Annotated in this window: 17 protein-coding genes; 9 read left to right on the plus strand and 8 right to left on the minus strand. The window is 72.5% G+C overall.

The genetic code is table 11. The features are described 5' to 3' along the window. Positions 1-64: 64 nt before the first annotated feature. The 6 genes from ACIBK1_RS25785 to ACIBK1_RS25810 form a co-directional block, all read right to left on the minus strand. Positions 65-640, minus strand: a complete 576-nt coding sequence (locus tag ACIBK1_RS25785) for a nucleotidyltransferase family protein (RefSeq protein WP_030509030.1) — start codon at positions 638-640, stop codon at positions 65-67. Next, positions 637-1,737 (minus strand): XdhC family protein, encoded by a 1,101-nt coding sequence (locus tag ACIBK1_RS25790; RefSeq protein ID WP_030509029.1) that lies wholly within the window; start codon positions 1,735-1,737, stop codon positions 637-639. Before ACIBK1_RS25790 ends, ACIBK1_RS25785 begins: the two co-directional genes overlap by 4 nt. After that, complete coding sequence (locus tag ACIBK1_RS25795; RefSeq protein WP_051761879.1) at positions 1,730-2,935, minus strand: vWA domain-containing protein; 1,206 nt, start codon at positions 2,933-2,935, stop codon at positions 1,730-1,732. The genes ACIBK1_RS25790 and ACIBK1_RS25795 overlap by 8 nt, the downstream gene beginning before the upstream one ends. Beyond that, entirely contained in the window at positions 2,928-3,830 is a 903-nt protein-coding gene (locus ACIBK1_RS25800) for an AAA family ATPase (protein ID WP_051761878.1), read from the minus strand. Before ACIBK1_RS25800 ends, ACIBK1_RS25795 begins: the two co-directional genes overlap by 8 nt. Positions 3,831-3,937: 107 nt before the next feature. Then, a complete protein-coding gene (locus ACIBK1_RS25805) occupies positions 3,938-4,258 on the minus strand; it encodes an ArsR/SmtB family transcription factor (RefSeq protein WP_030509026.1) in 321 nt (106 codons plus the stop codon). A gap of 124 nt (positions 4,259-4,382) precedes the next feature. Continuing rightward, positions 4,383-5,603 carry a flavin-dependent oxidoreductase gene (locus tag ACIBK1_RS25810; RefSeq protein ID WP_396721341.1) on the minus strand — a complete coding sequence of 407 codons (1,221 nt, stop codon included), beginning with the start codon at positions 5,601-5,603 and terminating at the stop codon, positions 4,383-4,385. A gap of 272 nt (positions 5,604-5,875) precedes the next feature. On the opposite strand from ACIBK1_RS25810, the gene ACIBK1_RS25815 reads away from it, so the two are divergent. From ACIBK1_RS25815 to ACIBK1_RS25845, 7 genes are all read left to right on the plus strand, one after another. After that, the gene (locus ACIBK1_RS25815) at positions 5,876-6,634 is read left to right on the plus strand and encodes an IclR family transcriptional regulator (RefSeq protein WP_030509024.1); all 759 of its coding nucleotides are present in this window, start codon (positions 5,876-5,878) and stop codon (positions 6,632-6,634) included. 186 nt (positions 6,635-6,820) lie between these two features. After that, positions 6,821-8,314, plus strand: coding sequence for a UbiD family decarboxylase (locus ACIBK1_RS25820; protein ID WP_051761877.1), 1,494 nt, complete (start codon positions 6,821-6,823; stop codon positions 8,312-8,314). After that, entirely contained in the window at positions 8,311-9,351 is a 1,041-nt protein-coding gene (locus ACIBK1_RS25825) for an ABC transporter substrate-binding protein (RefSeq protein ID WP_030509022.1), read from the plus strand. Before ACIBK1_RS25820 ends, ACIBK1_RS25825 begins: the two co-directional genes overlap by 4 nt. Then, positions 9,348-10,148 carry an ABC transporter ATP-binding protein gene (locus ACIBK1_RS25830; RefSeq protein ID WP_030509021.1) on the plus strand — a complete coding sequence of 267 codons (801 nt, stop codon included), beginning with the start codon at positions 9,348-9,350 and terminating at the stop codon, positions 10,146-10,148. Before ACIBK1_RS25825 ends, ACIBK1_RS25830 begins: the two co-directional genes overlap by 4 nt. Next, a complete protein-coding gene (locus ACIBK1_RS25835; RefSeq protein WP_030509020.1) occupies positions 10,145-10,984 on the plus strand; it encodes an ABC transporter permease in 840 nt (279 codons plus the stop codon). The genes ACIBK1_RS25830 and ACIBK1_RS25835 overlap by 4 nt, the downstream gene beginning before the upstream one ends. After that, a complete protein-coding gene (locus ACIBK1_RS25840; RefSeq protein ID WP_076432127.1) occupies positions 10,981-11,634 on the plus strand; it encodes a UbiX family flavin prenyltransferase in 654 nt (217 codons plus the stop codon). Before ACIBK1_RS25835 ends, ACIBK1_RS25840 begins: the two co-directional genes overlap by 4 nt. 80 nt (positions 11,635-11,714) lie before the next feature. Further along, a complete protein-coding gene (locus ACIBK1_RS25845; protein WP_396738244.1) occupies positions 11,715-12,329 on the plus strand; it encodes a metal-dependent phosphohydrolase in 615 nt (204 codons plus the stop codon). 114 nt (positions 12,330-12,443) lie between these two features. Here the strand turns inward: ACIBK1_RS25845 and ACIBK1_RS25850 are convergent, their stop codons facing one another. Then, positions 12,444-12,710: a DUF4031 domain-containing protein gene (locus ACIBK1_RS25850; protein WP_030509017.1), complete on the minus strand. Its 267-nt coding sequence runs from the start codon at positions 12,708-12,710 to the stop codon at positions 12,444-12,446. A 1,237-nt stretch (positions 12,711-13,947) separates the two neighbouring features. Here ACIBK1_RS25850 and ACIBK1_RS25855 point away from each other — a divergent pair. Further along, positions 13,948-14,535 carry a hypothetical protein gene (locus ACIBK1_RS25855; RefSeq protein WP_197042682.1) on the plus strand — a complete coding sequence of 196 codons (588 nt, stop codon included), beginning with the start codon at positions 13,948-13,950 and terminating at the stop codon, positions 14,533-14,535. Between the two features lie 33 nt (positions 14,536-14,568). Here ACIBK1_RS25855 and ACIBK1_RS25860 read toward each other — a convergent pair whose 3' ends face one another. Next, a complete protein-coding gene (locus tag ACIBK1_RS25860; RefSeq protein ID WP_396738247.1) occupies positions 14,569-15,702 on the minus strand; it encodes an epoxide hydrolase family protein in 1,134 nt (377 codons plus the stop codon). Positions 15,703-15,790: 88 nt separating this feature from the next. Here ACIBK1_RS25860 and ACIBK1_RS25865 point away from each other — a divergent pair, with 88 nt between their 5' ends. Further along, entirely contained in the window at positions 15,791-16,750 is a 960-nt protein-coding gene (locus tag ACIBK1_RS25865) for a helix-turn-helix transcriptional regulator (protein ID WP_396738250.1), read from the plus strand. Positions 16,751-16,786 lie beyond the last annotated feature (36 nt).

A 16,786-nucleotide genomic window follows, 5' to 3' on the forward strand; every position in this document is an offset into this window, starting at 1 on the left:
CTGCTCGGCCGGACTGCTTGCGATCATTGTGACGGAGCTCACCATTGGCGGCGAATCGGGCGAATCACTCTTTGCGGAGTCGGCGCAGGTCGGCCGGGGTGTCGACGTCCGCGGGGTCGCCCGCGTCGTCGCAGGGCACGGCCGTGAGCAGTTCGGGATGCGCGCGCAGGAAGGGCCGCGCGCCGACGTCGCCCTCGGCGAGCGCGGCCACCTCCGCCAGGTGCTCGCGCGCGACGAGCACCGGGTTGCGCGGCGCCCCGCCGTACGCCGCGGCGGCGACGCGGGCGCCCGCCTCGAACGCCGCGATCAGCCGGCGCACCGCCTCGGGCCGCACGAGCGGCTGGTCGGCCAGCGCGATCACCACCGCGGGGGCGGCCGGAGGGAGCGCGCGCAGCCCGGCCCGCAGGGACGACCCCAGGCCGGCCGCCCAGCCGGGATTGCGCACGACGACCGCACCGGTGACCGGCACGTCGGCGGCCCCGAGGACGATCAGCACCGGGCGGCACCCGCCCTCGGCGAGCAGCCGCACCCCGCGGTCGGCCAGCCGCTCCCCCTCGAACTCCGCCAGCGCCTTCGGCCCGCCGAACCTGCTGCCGCCTCCGGCGGCCAGCAGCAGCCCGGCGACCGCCGCGCCGCTCACCGCGACTCGCCGTGGATGCGCCCCGACGTCTCGGTGAGCGGCCTGCCGCTGCCGCCCCAGCGCAGCTGGATCAGCTCGGCCGCGATCGACACGGCCGTCTCCTCCGGCGTGCGCGCCCCGAGATCGAGCCCGATCGGCGACCTCAGCCGGGCCAGCTCGTCCTCGGTCAGGCCCGCCTCGCGCAGCCGTGCCAGCCGGTCCGCGTGCGTGCGCCGCGACCCCATGGCCCCGACGTACGCCGCGGGAGTGCGCAGGGCCACCTCCAGCAGCGGCACGTCGAACTTCGGGTCGTGGGTGAGCACGCAGATCGCGGTGCGCTCGTCGACCTCGGCGGCGGCCAGGTAGTCGTGCGGCCAGGCCACCACGACCTCGTCGGCCTCGGGGAACCGCTTGGCCGTGGCGAAGACCGGCCGCGCGTCGCACACCACCACGTGGTAGCCGAGGAAGCGCCCGATCCGCGCGACGGCCGCGGCGAAGTCGATCGCGCCGAAGACCAGCATGCGCGGCGGCGGCGCGAACGACTGCACGAACACCCGCAGGTCGTCGAGCCGCCGCTCGCCCTCGGAGCCGTAACGCCGCACGCCGGTCAGGCCCTGCGCGAGCATGCCGCGCACGTCGTCGTCCACCGCGTCGTCGAGCCGGGCCGAGCCGAGCGAGCCCGCCGCCCGATCCGGCCAGACCACGCGGCGGGCCCCGACGCGGCCGGGGCCCGCGACGATCGTGGCCACGGCGACCGGCCGCCGCGCGGCGACGTCCGCGGCGACCTCCCCCAGCTGCGGATAGTCCTCCCTGGAGACCGGCTCCACGAACACGTCGATGATCCCGCCGCAGGTCAGGCCGACCGCGAAGGCGTCGTCGTCGCTCACGCCGTACCGCTGCAGCACCGGCGTCCCGGTGGCGACGACCTGCGCGGCGAGCTCGTAGACCGCTCCCTCGACGCAGCCGCCCGACACGCTGCCGGCCGCCTCGCCGTCGAGGACGGCCATGGCGGCGCCGGGCGGGCGCGGCGCGCTGCGGAAGGTGCCGACGACGGTGGCGAGGCCGAACCGCCGCCCCTGCTCCCACCAGCGCAGCACCTGGTCCAGCACGTCACGCATCGGCCCCTCCCCTCCCCATGGCCCGCACGGGCCGGTCGCCGGCCAGCAGCGCGGCCAGGTCCTCGTACGCGGCCAGGCTGTGCCCCGCGACGAAGTCCGTGACGTGGGGCAGCGCCGCCCGGATGCCCGCGGTCAGCGGCCGGTACGCCGGGTCGCCCTTGTGCGGGTTGACCCACACGACGCGGCGGGCCAGCCGGGAGAGCCGGGCCATCTGCGCCTCCAGCAGGTCGGCAGGGCCCCGCTCCCATCCGTCGGAGGCGATCACGACGATCGCGCCCCGGGGGTCGGGCAGGCGCAGCAGCGCCCGCACCTCCTCCCCCAGCCGGGTGCCGCCGCTCCAGTCCGGGATGGCCGCCGAGCATCCGTCCATGGCGAGGCCGGGGTCGCGGTGGCGCAGCGCGGCGGTGATCCTGGTGAGCCGGGTCCCGATGCTGAACACCTCGGTCGCCCTCGGCTCCGCGCGCACCAGCGCGTGGGCGAAGCGCAGCAGCGTGTCGGCGTATGCGGCCATCGAGCCGCTGACGTCCACGAGCATGACGACCCGTCGCGGCCGGTCCCTGTGCACGCGGCGGCGCAGCCGGGCCGGTTCCCCGCCGTGCCGCAGGATCTCCCTGACCGTTCGCCGGGCGTCGGTCGCGCCGCCGTGGGGCGACGGGCGGTGGCGGCGCGATCTGCGCGGCTGCCGCGCACCGCGCAGCAGCGCGAGCAGGCGGTGCACCTCCCGCCGCTCGGCCTCGCTCATCCGCGCCACGTCCCGGTGCCGCAGCACTTCGATCTCGCTCGCCGTGGCCGGGGGCGCGCCCGTCTCGCCCGCCGGTTCCGGCTCCCCGCCGCCGTACGCCGCCGCCACCGGGCGGGTCACGGACACGACCGTCGCGCGTACGCGGCGCGGCGCGGGGAAGGCCGCGGAGAAGTAGGCCGCGAAGCAGCGGTCGTAGCGGGGCAGGTCGTCGGGCCCGGCGCACAGGGTGAGACGGCCCGCCCAGTAGACGTTCCGCCCGTCGGCGGCGTCGAGCTGGCCGAGCGCCCTCAGGAAGGCCTGCGTGCGATGGTGGTCGGCCGCGACCCCCGCCGCCCGGAGCGTCCGGGCGAACCCGGTCAGCACCGCGACCGGTTCCGGGCCGCCGCCCGGCGACGCGAGCGGGCCATGGCCGCTGCCGTGCCCGCCCCTGCCGGTGACGGCGGCGTCGTCAGCCACGGCCGCCGCCCGGCGTGAGCAGCCCCAGGGCCCGGACCGTCTCCTGGTCCTCCCGGTGCTTGAGCACCGCGCCCAGCGTCGCGGCGGCCAGGGCCGGATCGAGCTCCACCGCGCCGAGCGTGAGCAGGGCCTCGGCCCAGTCGAGGGTCTCGGCGATGCCGGGCGGCTTGACCAGGCCGGCCTCGCGCATCCGGCCCGCCGTCCGCGCCACGTCGGCCGCGAGCCGCTCCGCGCATCCGGGCAGGCGCCGCCGCAGGATCGCGACCTCCCGGTCGAACCCGGGATGCTCCAGCCAGTGATACAGACAGCGCCGTTTGAGCGCGTCGTGCACCTCGCGGGTCCGGTTGGAGGTCAGGACGACCACCGGCGGGGTCGCCGCGCTGATCGTCCCGATCTCCGGCACCGAGATCGTGAAGTCGGACAGCACCTCGAGCAGGAACGCCTCGAACTCGTCGTCGGCCCGGTCGATCTCGTCCACCAGCAGCACGCAGGGCTGCGTCTCCAGGGCCCGCAGCAGCGGCCTCGCGATGAGGAACCGCCGGTCGTAGATCTCGCCCTCGAGCGCGGCGACGTCGGCCACGCCGGCCGCCTCGGCCGCCTTGAGATGCAGGAGCTGCCGGGGGAAGTCCCAGTCGTACATGGCCTGCGCCGCGTCGAGCCCCTCGTGGCACTGCAGCCTGATCAGCGGCGCGTCCAGGATCGCCGCCAGCGTCTTGGCCAGCTCGGTCTTGCCGACGCCCGCCTCGCCTTCCAGGAACAGCGGCCGGCCCATCTTGAGCGCGAGGTAGGCCGCGGTCGTCACGCCCTCGTCGGCCAGGTAGTCGTGGTGATCGAGCAGCTCCGCCAGCCTCGCCGGCGCGTCGATGTCCGAGATCGTGGTCGTCCGCCGCAGCACAGGGACAGGCTACGTGGCGGCGTCCCGCGAGGCTCTGGCCGAATCCACCAAAGCCGGACGGGTCAGACGGGGTCGCGTCGCCACGATCGCACAGATCCGTGCGGGTCCTACTCCGCAGCGGTGCCGAGCACGGCGTCCAGCAGCCCGGGGAAGCGGTCGTCCAGATCCTCCCTGCGCAGACTCACGTATCGCTGCCGGCCCTCCGGGACGTTGCGGACGACACCGGCCTCGCGGAGGGTCTTCAGGTGGTGCGACAGCGTCGACTTCGGCACCTCTCCCCCGGTGGGCTGGCACGCGGCCACCTCCAGCGGGCCCTGCGCGAGCCGCCGTACGAGCGCCAGCCGCGAGGGGTCGCTGAGCGCGAACAGCACGTCGGTCAGCACAAGGCTCGCGGCGTCGGGGTGCGGGAGGTCCCTGGCTCCAGGCATGGTTCGATAGTAGTCGAACAATCGGGCACGTCGGGAGGACGGCCGGGTGGCCGGGGGGTTCTGCCGCCTTCCGGCTGTGCAGCCCCCCGGGCGGCGCCGACCGGCGTCCGGAGCAGGGACCGGCTCAGCGGTCGCGCAGGGCCTCGGCGGAGTAGCCCGCGATCTCCTTGTACCGCTGGGAGATCGCGGCCAGCTCCTCCACCTTGATCACGTCGTCGATGGACTCGAACGGCCGGTCGCCGGTCCGCTGCCACACCTCGCGGATGATCACGTCCGGCGGCATGCTCCGGTTGGCCAGCACGACCTGCCCGGTCGCGGGCAGCCGCTCCGCCTCGTACGCGCGCAGCGCGGCCACCGGGTCGGGCGTGCCGCTCAGGTGGTTGCGGAGCGCCTGGGCGTCGAGGATCGCCTGGCCGGCGCCGTTGGAGCCGCGGGGCACCATGGGGTGGGCGGCGTCGCCGAGCAGGGTGATCCGGCCCACGCTCCAGTGGTCCAGGGGATCCTGGTCGACCATCGGGTATTCCAGGATGGTCTCGGAGGCCCGCATCATCGCCGGTACGTCGAGCCAGTCGAAGTGCCAGTCCTCGAAGGGCCCGATGAAGTCCTCCAGGTGGCCGCGCCGGTTCCAGTCGCGTTGCAGGTGCCGGGGGGTCTGGATCTCGACGACCCAGTTGATGAGCTGGTCGCCGTCGGGCAGGTTCCTGATGGGGTAGGCGACGAGCTTGCCCCGGTCGATCCAGCCGGCCCGCACCATGCTGGCCCCGGACAGGAACGGACGGCCCTTGGTCACACCTCGCCACATGTTGATGCCCGAGTAGCGCGGCGTGCCCTCGTCCGGGTGGAGTTGTTTGCGCAGCACCGAGTGGATGCCGTCGCAGCCGACCAGCACCCGGGCCCGTACGGAGGGCAGCGGGTCGCCGCCGGGACCGGTGAAGCGGACGGTCACGCCGTTCTCGTCCTGCTCCGCTCCGGCGCACCGGTGGCCGAGCACCACGGCGTCCTCGCCGATCCGCTCCCGCACCGCCGCGAGCAGGACCGCCTGCAGGTCGCCGCGGTGGATGGAGTACTGCGGATGCTCGTATCCGGCGTACAGGCCGGAGGGCTCCCGGTAGATGAGCTGGCCGAAGCGGTTGAAGAACACCGATTCCCTGGTGACGACGCCGGCCTCGGCCAGCGCGTCGCCGAGGCCGAGCCGGTGCAGGACGCGGGTGGAGTGAGGCAGCAGATTGATGCCGACGCCCAGCGCGCCGAGATCGGGCACGGCCTCGTAGACACGGCAGCCGATCCCGGCGTCGTGCAGTTCGAGCGCGAGCACCAGGCCGGCGATGCCGGCGCCGACGATCAAAACATCTTCCTCGACCGAGAGGCTTGCGGGATCGGGGGACCGTGGCGGCATGAGGACTCCTGGCTCCTGTGCTGTCGGGCCGTCAGGCGGGGGATGGCCGGTGCCGGCGGCTCCGTCCCGGTACGTCCGCTCATCAGGCGGTCCGGGTCGCGGGGCGGGCGGTTGACGACGGCCTGCGATGGGTGGCGCCTGGTCCGGCACCGACCACATGGTGCCATCACGTTGTCCAATACAGACGGGTTTGGCGCGATTTTTCTGCTATACAGAACACCATGACTGACGCCCTCCCCCCATACGCCATCGGCTCGGTGGACAAAGCGCTGCAGATCCTGCTCATGATCAGAGACCGGGGGGAGGTGCGGGTCACCGACGTCAGCGACGAGCTCGACGTCGCCCGCTCCACGGCCCACCGGCTGCTGCTCACGCTGGCGCACCGCGGATTCGTCGCCCAGGACCGGGTCACCAGGGCCTACCGCGCCGGCCGGGTCGTGGTGGAGATCGGGCTGACCGCGGTGGGCGGGCTCGACGTGCGGCGCAAGGCCAGGCGGCACATGGAGTGGCTGGCGGCCGAGCTGCACGAGACGATCAACCTGATCGTGCTGGAGGGCAACGGCGCCCGGTTCATCGACGGCGTGGAGGGCGACCGGCCTCTGCGCGTGTCGTCACGCACCGGCACGCTGCTGCCCGCGCACAGCACCTCGGGCGGCAAGGTCCTGCTCGCCGAGCTGCCCGACGAGGAGGTGCTCGCGCTCTTTCCCGACGGTTTCATCCGGGTCACCGACCGCACCATCACCGACCCCGACGCACTGCGCGCGGAGTTGCGCAGTGTGCGCGACCTGGGCTACGGAGTGAATCACGAGGAGAGCGCCGCCGGGCTGGACGCGGTGGCCGTCTGCGTACGCGACCATCTCGGCCGCGCGCTCGCGGCGCTGGCGGTCAGCCTGCCCCACCAGCGCATGACGCAGGGCAACCTGCACACGATGCTTCCCCTGCTGCGCGCCGCCTCCGAGGGCATCAGCCAGGATCTGTGACCACGCGGCCGCCCGACGTCGGCCGAATGTGTTCCGCTATGCAGAATCTATGTCCGCGTGATTCCCTTTTATGAAAACGCACCGTAACTTCTGGCACGAACCCGGACGCTGTGCCATGAGACGGATACATGTCATGATTCTGCATCAAAACGGTCACTTCAGCGTGCTTTCGCGCGGGTGGCGCCGGTGAGCTACAACGACTACGACGCTCCCCACGCGGACCTGCGCGAGCTGATCGAGCGGATCGACCGGTCCGGTCAGCTGGTGCGGCTCGGCGGCGTCGACCCGCACCTCGAGCTCGGGACCCTCATCGAGCTCATCGCGCACCGCGGCGGCGAGGGCGGTCCCGCCGTCCTGTTCGACGACCTCGTGGGCGCCAAGCCCGGCCACCGCGCCTTCTCCGGCGCCACGAACTCGGCCGAGCGGCTTGCCCTCACCCTCGGCCTCCCGACGCCCGGTCATCCGCTCGACGTCGTGCGCGCGTACCGGGACCGGATGAAGACCCACGAGCCCATCCCGCCGGTCACCGTGGACGACGGCCCGGTGCTGGAGAACGTCCTGCGCGACGACGAGGTGGACGTGACGGCGCTGGTCGCACCGCTCCTGCACGAGCGGGACGGCGGGCGGTACATCGGCACCGACGACCTGGTCATCATGCGCGACCCCGACGACGGCTGGGTCAACATCGGCACCTACCGGGTCATGGTGCACGGCCCCGACCGGGTGGGCCTGTGGATGTCCCCCGGCAAGCAGGGCAGGCAGATCAGGGAGAAGTACTTCTCCCGCGGCGAGCCCTGCCCGGTCCTGATCTCCTGCGGTCACGACCCGCTGCTCTTCCTCGCCTCGGGCAACGAGCTGCGTTACGGCCTGTCGGAGTACGACTACGCGGGCGGGCACCGCGGCCGGCCGTTCGAGGTGGTGGCCTCCGAGCTCCACGGGCTGCCCATGCCCGCCCGGGCCGAGCTGGTGCTCGAGGGCGAGATGTATCCGGGCGAGGTCGCGCCCGAGGGGCCGTTCGGCGAGTTCACCGGCTACTACGCAGGCGGCCGCTCGGACCAGCCCGTGGTGCGCATCCGCCGGATCTACCACCGCAACGACCCCATCGTGACCGTCGCCTCCCCCATCAGGCCCCCTTCCAACTTCTCCTACAGCAAGTGCGTGATGAAGGCGGGGATGATCTGGGACGAGGTCGAGCGGGCCGGACTGTCCGGCGTGCAGGGCGTGTGGTGCCACGAGGCGGGTGCGGCCCGGCTGTTCAACGTCATCTCCGTCAAGCAGGCCTACGACGGCCACGCCAAGCAGGCCGGGCTGCTCGCGGCCTCCTGCCAGTCCGGCTCCTATCTCGGCCGTTTCGTCGTCGTGGTGGACGAGGACATCGACCCGACCGACATGTTCGACGTGCTGTGGGCCATGTCCACGCGGTGCGACCCGGTGGACGACATCGAGATCATCCGCCGGGCGTGGAGCGGGCCGCTCGACCCGCGCATCCCGCACGGCCAGACGCACAATTCGCGGGCCGTCATCATGGCCGTCCGCCCGTACGACCGCCTCAAGGAGTTCCCGCCCGTCGCCGAGGCGAGCCCGGAACTGCGTGACCAGGTCGCGCGCAAGTTCGCCGACGTCCTGGCGGGACTCGGCTCCCCATCCCCCCATGCACAGCAACCGGAGGAAGCACAATGATCAGGCTTCGCCTGGCCGCGGTCGTCGCGGTGACCGCCTCCCTGGCCCTCGGCGTCACCGCGTGCGGCGGCGACGACACCGCCGCCGGCGATGGTGGCGACGGCGCCACCATCACCTACGGCATCTACGAGCCCGGCGCCGACTCCGGCTATCTGCTGATGGGGCAGGAGAAGGACTTCTTCGCCAAGCACGGCGTCAAGGTCGAGGTCGTCCAGCTGAAGAGCGCCGCACAGGCCTTCCCCGCGCTGCTGGCCAAGCAGGTCGACGTGATCCAGGGCAACCCCAGCGAGGCGCTGCTCGCGGCGCAGAAGGGCGCGAAGCTGAAGTTCGTCGGGTCCACCATGCCCGGCCAGAACTACGCCATCTACGGCAAGAGCGACCTGGCCTCCATGTCCGCGTTGTCCGGCGCCACGCTCGCCATCTCCACCCCGACCGGCCTGCCGGCGGTGGTCGCCAAGGCCATGATGCTCCAGTCGTCCGTCGATCCGTCCTCGGTGAAGCTCGTCAACTCGGGCGGGTCGTCCGACCGTTACAAGGCGGTCGTCTCCGGGCAGGTGCAGGCCGCCTCCGCGCCGCTGGACTACACCGCGCAGGCCGCCAAGGACGGTGTCAAGGTGCTCGCCCGGGCCAAGGACGTGGTGCCCGACTTCCCCAGGTACGCGCTGATCACCAGGGACGACGTGCTCCAGTCGAAGGGCGACGCGGTCACCGGCCTCATCGCCGGCCTGGTCGAGGGCATCCGGTACGCCGACGGGCACCCGGACGAGGCCCAGGCGCTGGCCGCCAAGACGCTCAAGGTGGCGGCGGACGACCCGATGATCTCCGACACGTACAAGGAGTTCCACGACGGCGGCTACCTGGCCATGAACGGCGAGATCCCGGTCAAGCAGATCAATTATCTCGCCGACCTCCAGGTGAAGCTCGGCATCACCAAGACGGCGATCCCGGTGGACCCGCTGGTGGACGACAGCTATCGGCAGAAGGCCGTCGGCGAGCTCGGCCAGGTCCCGTCGAACTACTACGGGGACAGCCAATGAGCGACGACCTGGCGGTGGACGTTCAGGGAGTGTCCAAGGTCTTCGCGGACGACAAGGGGCGCGAGGTGCACGCGCTGCGGGACGTGACGTTCCAGGTGCGCCGTTCGGAGATCGTGGCCCTGACCGGGCGCAGCGGGTGCGGCAAGACCACGCTCCTGCGGATCATCATGGGCCTGGAGCACCCGACCTCCGGCACGGTGAAGGTGGACGGCGAGCCGGTACACGGCTGCGGGCCCAACCGGGGCATCGTCTTCCAGAACGCGGAGCTGCTGCCCTGGCGTACCGCGCTCGCCAACGTCGAGTTCGGCCTGGAGGCCCGCGGCCTGCCCAAGGCGGAACGGCGGGCGGCCGCGGAACGGGCGATCGAGCTGGTCGGGCTGACGCAGGCCGCGAACCGCCGGCCGCACGAGCTGTCCGGCGGCATGCGGCAGCGGGTCGGCATCGCCCGCGCGCTCGCCATCGACCCCGCCGTGCTGCTCATGGACGAGCCCTTCTCCGCGCTCGACGCGCAGACCAGGGAGAAGATGCAGGCCGAGCTGCTGGAGATCCACGAGCGGACCGGCAAGACCATCATCTTCGTCAGCCACGACATCGACGAGTCCGTGCTGCTCGCCGACCGCGTGGTCACCCTCGTGCCCGATCCCGGCCGGGTGCACGGCGTGCTCGACACCGCCTTCGGCCGCTCCACGTCCATCGACGAGCGCCGCGGCTCCGCGGAGTTCGCCCAGCGCCGCCACGAGCTGCTGCAACTCGTGCACGGCCGCGAGATCCGGCAGCAGGATGGAGTGTCCGCATGACCGCTCTGGTAGACCAGGCGGCGCCCGCCGACGACGAGACCGCGCTGTCCAGGAAGATCCGGTCCCAGAGCCGCAGCGGCCGTGACCGCCTCGTCACCGCCGCGGGCGTGGTCGTCCTGCTGGTCATCTGGGAGCTCGCCGCCCGGCAGGTCGACCCGATCCTGGCCGCGCCGCCCAGTGCCGTCCTCAAGGCGCTGATCAGCATGATCGGGGACGGCACGATGCTCACGGCGGTGTGGGAGAGCGCCCAGCCCTTCCTCACCGGCTACGTGCTGGCCATCGTTGTCGGGGTGCCGCTGGGCCTGCTCATCGGCCGGTTCCGGGTCGTCGAGGCGGCGATCGGCTGGCTGGTCATCGCGGGCTACGCGATGCCGATGATCGCCCTCACTCCGGTCTTCATGCTCTGGTTCGGCCTGGGCTTCGCGGTCAAGGCCGCGATGGTCATGACCATGACGGTCTTCGCCATCGCCATCAACACCTGGAACGGCGTGCAGCACGTGCCCAGGACCCTCATCGAGGTCGGCACCGTCTTCTGCGCCTCGCAGTCGCGCATCCTCAGCCAGATCGTGATCCCGTCCGTCATCCCGTCGATCATGACCGGGCTGCGCATCGGCATCGGCAAGGCCGTGGTCGGCATCGTGATCGCCGAGTTCTTCACCGCGATCGGCGGGGTCGGCGGCGTCATCGTGGACGCCGGGCACAGCTTCCAGCCGGACCGGATGTTCGCCGCCGTCGTCGTGCTGATGGCCGCCGCGGTCGCGCTGACCGGGCTGATCGGCCTGATCGAGCGGCGGCTGGCCCCCTGGAACCGGTCGATCGCGGGAGGCTCGCGATGAACACCCCGATCGCCGGCGCACCGCGCCGGGTCGTCGTCGGCGTCTCCGGCGCGACCGGGACGGCCCTGGCCGTACGGACACTCCAGCTGCTCGGCGCGGCGGGGGTGGAGCGGCATCTCATCGTCAGCCCCGCCGCCCGGCGCACGGCCGCGTACGAGATGCCGGACGCGACGTTCGACGCCGAGGTGGTGCACAACTTCCGCGACATCGGCGCGTCCATCGCGTCCGGCTCCTACCCGGTGGACGGGATGATCGTGATCCCGTGCAGCGTCAAGACGCTGGGCGCCATCGCCTCGGGGGTGTCGGAGAACCTGCTGGTGCGGGCCGCCGACGTCACCCTAAAGGAACGCCGGCGGCTGGTGCTGTGCGTACGTGAGACGCCGCTGCACCTGGGTCACCTGCGGGCGATGGTCACCGCGACCGAGATCGGCGCGATCATCGCGCCCCCGATGCCGGCCTTCTACGCCGCCCCGGAGTCGCTGGACGACGTGGTGGACCACATCGTGGCCCGGGCGCTGTCGCTGATCGGCGTGCACGTGCCCGGCGCGCCGCCGTGGCAGGGGACTCCCGCCTCGGCGGCACGCACCGGCGATCAGAGCGAACTCGGCGGCGCGGACCCGGCGACCGCGCTGGATCGTCCCGGCAGATAGGCCGGCCGGCCCGCGGTCGCCCTCCCCCCGGTGCGAGCCCGGACGAGCAGGTCGGCGGGGCGGCGCTTAGGGTTCGGCACATGACCGACGATCGGAGCCTGCCCCGGCCCGGCTGCCTCACCGGCTCGCCGGCCGGGCGGGCGCTCGCCGCCGAGCTGGAGGCCCGCTGGGCCGAACCGCACCGGCGCTACCACACCACGGCCCACCTGCGGGCGGTCCTGGCCGCGATCGAGCCGCTCGCCGCCCAGGCCTGGGACGCAGACGCCGTACGGCTGGCGGCGTGGTTCCACGACGCCGTCTACGAGGGGCGGCCGGGGTGGGACGAGGAGCGCAGCGCCCAGCTCGCCCAGGCCAGGCTGCCCGCCTGCGGCCTGCCGGCGGAGCGGGTGCGCGAGGTGGCCCGGCTCGTACGGCTCACGGCGGGGCACGGCTACGAGCCCGGCGACATGAACGCGGCCGTCCTGTGCGACGCCGATCTGGCGATCCTCGCGGCGCCGCCCGGCGCCTACGAGGCGTACACGAGGGCCGTACGGCAGGAGTACCGCCACGTGCCTGACGAGGCGTTCAGGACCGGGCGTGCCGGGGTGCTGCGGGAGCTGCTCGGCAAGCCCCGCCTGTTCGGCACCCCTGTGGGCCGGGACCTGTGGGAGCCGCGGGCACGTGAGAACGTCGCCGCCGAGCTGGCCGGTCTCTGACCGGCGACGCGCACACGGCGAGCCGTGCGGGTCGCCGCCGGACCGGTTCGGGAGCCGCTGCCCGGCATACTCCCGCGAAGATCCGGCGCCGGTCGGACGCCTTTACGATGTAGATCAGATGCGGGTCTTCGGGCGGCGCAGGCCCGACTCGCGCAGGCGCCGCACCAGTTCCTGGCTGCCGACGGGCTCGGCGCCGAGGAGCACGGCCTGGTCGTAGACCGTCTCCGGCACGTCGTAGTGGTCCCGGTCGAAGGCCCGCTCGGGCACGCCGAGCAGGCGGGCGAAGTCGTGCAGTTCCTCCAGGGAGGAATCGCTGACCAGGTGGGACCACAGCAGGCCCCGCGGTCCCGGCCAGTTCGGCCGGTCGATCAGAACCGCCATGCGCCCCTCCCCCGGGCCGGTCGGGCAACCCGCAGCAGAGGATCACCTGACCGCGCCTGCGGGTCCGGGGGTCGTCCCCCGGTGTCGTCCCGGGTGAGCATAGCCCGGAGCGCGGGCCACGACCCCGCCGCCCGCCCCGGCGCCCCTCCGGCGATACGGCAGCCGGCGCCGCCACGGCGGTGCGTGGAATCGCCTCGAATTCGGATCGAAATTCAGATCGAATTCGAGGCGGATTCGGAGCGAATGGCAGATGACCGGACAGCGCGCCGACGGCCTCCGGGGGCTGCCCCGGCAGGGATTACCTTCTAGGTCGCGTCGCGACACTCCCTAGCATTTCCCCGCAACTCGCGTGCACTTGGGACAGCATTTGAACTTACGGTGGTTTGTGCATCGATAAGTGCACTTAGGCGGCTTCGGCTTCGCGTACGAATCACCGGGAGCCGCCTGCGCGGCGGTCGCGCCACCCGTGCCCGCCGACGCCGGAGACGCCGCGGCCGGCCAGAGCGCGATCGTGCCGAGCAGCGCCGAGCCGACGATCATGCTGATTCGCCCACCTCGCATGGCCCTTCTCCCTCTCGATCAAGCCGCAACGCGGCGGATCGGGCTGTTTCCCCCCCATTGTCCGAATCTCTTCCGGGAGGCGTCCAGCCCACCGCCCGCCATCGCGCATGATCCAGGGAAAATCCGATGCGAATCCGGATGCGGCGATTGGCAGGGATCGATGAATGACGGACCGGGCCGGCTCCGGAATGGCCCGGCCCCGGCTTTCCGCCGACGCGGGATCTACGTCCCCCCGATGCGCCGGACCGGGCCGGGCCCGATTCTCCCAGCGAATTCGCCCGCTTCTCGCGCTTTCGCCATGCCAACCGTGCGGCTGCCCCAAAATGTCCGTCCCGCCGCGGCATGGAAAGCGCCCCGACCCGGCAAAAGCCCGCATACTCGCCGCCTGGGCGGCAACCGTCGTCCAGAACGCCCTCGCGTTGGAGGCCGGCACGGCCCCGCGACATCCGCGGCTCGGTGAGCGCCGCGGCGAAGGGCGCCGATCACACACACGCGACGGCCCGGATTGGGGACGCCACACGGTGCGCGGGCCCGGGGTGATCAAGGGCGGTGCGCCGCGCAACCGCAGAGTCCAGAGGCACAGGGTCCGCAGGCACGGGGTCCACAGGCACGGGTCACAGGATCCAGGGTCACGGGATCCGGGGGGTCACAGGATCCGGGGCACAGGGGGAAAACGATGGCTGCACGAACTGTTCGGTCCCTTACCGCGCTCGCGGCGGCGGCCGTGCTGATGACGGCACTGCTCGTCGGCTGCGGCGGCGGCACGACCACCACCGTCCCGGTGTCCGGGGGCGCCGCCGCGACGGCGCTCGCGACGCCGACCGCGGCCGAGACCGAGTACAACTCGCCGTGCCCGACCGGCGGCAACGCCAGGAAGTTCGCCAAGACCCGGTTCGCGCTGCACGCGGGTCTCGCGCTCGGCGCCTTCCACCGCTACATCTACAAACCGCTGCGCAGCGGCGGCTTCAGGGCCGGGGCGGACAAGCGCAAGCGCACGATCGCGAAGGCCGCGATCGCCGGCGCCTTCGCCCTGCACCAGCTTAAGGTCGCCAGGGGCTTCGCCGCGGCCAATCCGACGCTGTGCAGGGCCGTGCAGGGCGTGAGCAACCAGTTCTCCGCGCTGACCGGCAAGCTGCAGAACGGCACCGCCACGCCGGCCGACATCGCCGCGGGCAACAGCTCGATGGCGGGCCTGCAGCGCGACGCCTCGAAGACCGGCTACGGGTTCAAGGAGCAGAACGTCACCATTCCCGGCACGAGCTGATCTGTGGGTGACGACGCCGCCGGTCCGCGCCGGTCAGCCCACCTTGGCGAAGAACGCGCGGATGTCGGCGGCGAGGTGATCCGGCTGGTCCATGGCGATGAAGTGGTGGCCGCCCGGGTTGTCCTCCGGCCAGTGGAGGATGGTGTTGTGCCGCTCCGCGAGCCGGCGGATGCCGGGCGGTCCGCTGTACACGCCGGTCGGCGCGACCGTCTGGCCCTCGGGCCAGCCGAAGCCGGTGCTCTCGTAGTACGGCCAGGCCGACGTCCCGAACGTCCCGGTGAACCAGTACAGGCTCACGTTGGTCAGGAACAGATCCCGGTCGATCACCTCATCGAGAGGCCTGCCGGAGGCGTTGAACTCGTGGAACTTCTGGGTCATCCAGGCCAGCGCCGCGACCGGTGAGTCGTGCCAGCCATACGTGAACGTCTGCGGCGCCGCGCGCAGCAGCCCGTGGTGGTCGACGCCGTTCATCCAGTCCTGTTCCATCAGCCGGGCGTAGGCCGCCCGCTCGTCCTCGGTCATCTCCGGAAGGTCCTTCTCCGAGGGGAAGCCGAGACCGCTGATGACGTAGACGCCGACGACGTCGTCCGGCGCCGCCTTGGCCACCTCCGGGGCGACGTAGGCCCCGAAGTCCCCGCCCTGCGCGCCGTACCGCTCGTAGCCGAGACGACGCATCAGCTCCGCCCAGGTGCGCGCCACGCGCGCCGCGGTCCAGCCGGTGCCGCGCGGCGGCGCGGAGAAGCCGAAGCCCGGCAGGGAGGGCACCACGACGTGGAACGCCGGGGCGGGGTCACCGCCGTACGCACGGGGGTCGGTGAGACGGCCGATGAGCTCGGTGAACTCCAGGAACGAGTTCGGCCAGCCGTGCGTGAGGACGAGCGGCAGAGCGTCGGGCTCGGCCGAGCGCACGTGCAGGAAGTGGATGTCCTGACCGTCGATCTCGGTCATGAACTGCGGGAACTCGTTCAGCCGCGCCTCGTGCCCGCGCCAGTCGTACTCCTGGCGCCAGTGGCGGGCGAGCTCACGGAGGAGGGCGGCGGGGACGCCACGGCTCCATCCGTCGCCGGGCAGCTCACGGGGCCACCGGGCGCGGTCCAGCCTGTCGTTCAGGTCGTCCAGATCGGCCGCAGCGATCTCGATGCGGAAAGGGCGGATCTCGGGGCTCATGTCTCTCCCGGTAGGTCGCGATGACGGGATGGACGTTAGAGGCCATGTAGGTCACGGTCTGTCCTAGATGAGCGGGCATGCTTGGTCCATGGGTGACATGTCCGCACGGTTGCTCGGCCTGCTGTCGCTGCTGCAGACTCCCCGCGAATGGCCGGGCAGCGAGCTGGCCGAGCGTCTGGGGGTCAGCCCCCGGACCGTCCGCCGCGACGTCGACCGGCTGCGCGAGCTGGGATATCCGGTCCAGGCGACGATGGGCGCGGTGGGCGGTTACCGGCTCGCCGCGGGTGCGGCCATGCCGCCGCTGCTGCTCGACGACGAGGAGGCGGTGGCCATCGCCGTCGGCCTGCGCACGGCCGCCGCGCATCCGGTGGACGGCATCGACGAGGCGTCCGTGCGCGCCCTGGCCAAGCTGGAGCAGGTGCTGCCCTCCCGGCTGCGGCACCGGGTGGGCGCGATCGCCGCCGCGACCGTGCCGATGCTCGCCGGAGCCGAGCCGCCCGTGGACCCGCGGACCCTGGTGGTGCTCGCCGGGGCCGCCGCCAACCGCGAGCGGCTGCGCTTCGCCTACCGGTCCGGCGACGGCGCCGAGACCAGGCGCCTGACCGAGCCCTATCGCCTGGTCGCGACCGGACGCCGATGGTATCTGATGGCATTCGACAACGACCGCGACGACTGGCGGATCTTCCGCGCCGACCGGATCGGCGACCCCCACCCGACCGGCGTACGGTTCCCGGGCCGCGTGCCCCCGGACCAGGACCCGGCCGAGTTCGTCGCGGCCAAGCTGTACTCGTCCGCACCGGTCTACGAGGTGGTGGCGACCCTGCTCCTGCCGGCCGGACAGGCGGCACGCCGGCTCGGCGCCGCCGCGGAAAGCGTCGAGCCGGTCGACGACCACAGCTGCCGCCTGCGCGGACGGGCCGACACCCTGGAGTGGCTCGCGTCGCGTCTGCTCATGCTCGGCTGCGAGTTCGAGGTGCACGAGCCGCCGGAGCTGCGGGCGTATCTGCGTGCGCTGAGCGCCCGCGCCGTTCGCGCCTCGGCGCCGTGAAGCATAATCCTATTGACTTGGTAGGAAATGTGGGCA

This window comes from Microbispora rosea (assembly GCF_044460045.1).
Classification (GTDB): Bacteria; Actinomycetota; Actinomycetes; order Streptosporangiales; family Streptosporangiaceae; genus Microbispora; species Microbispora rosea.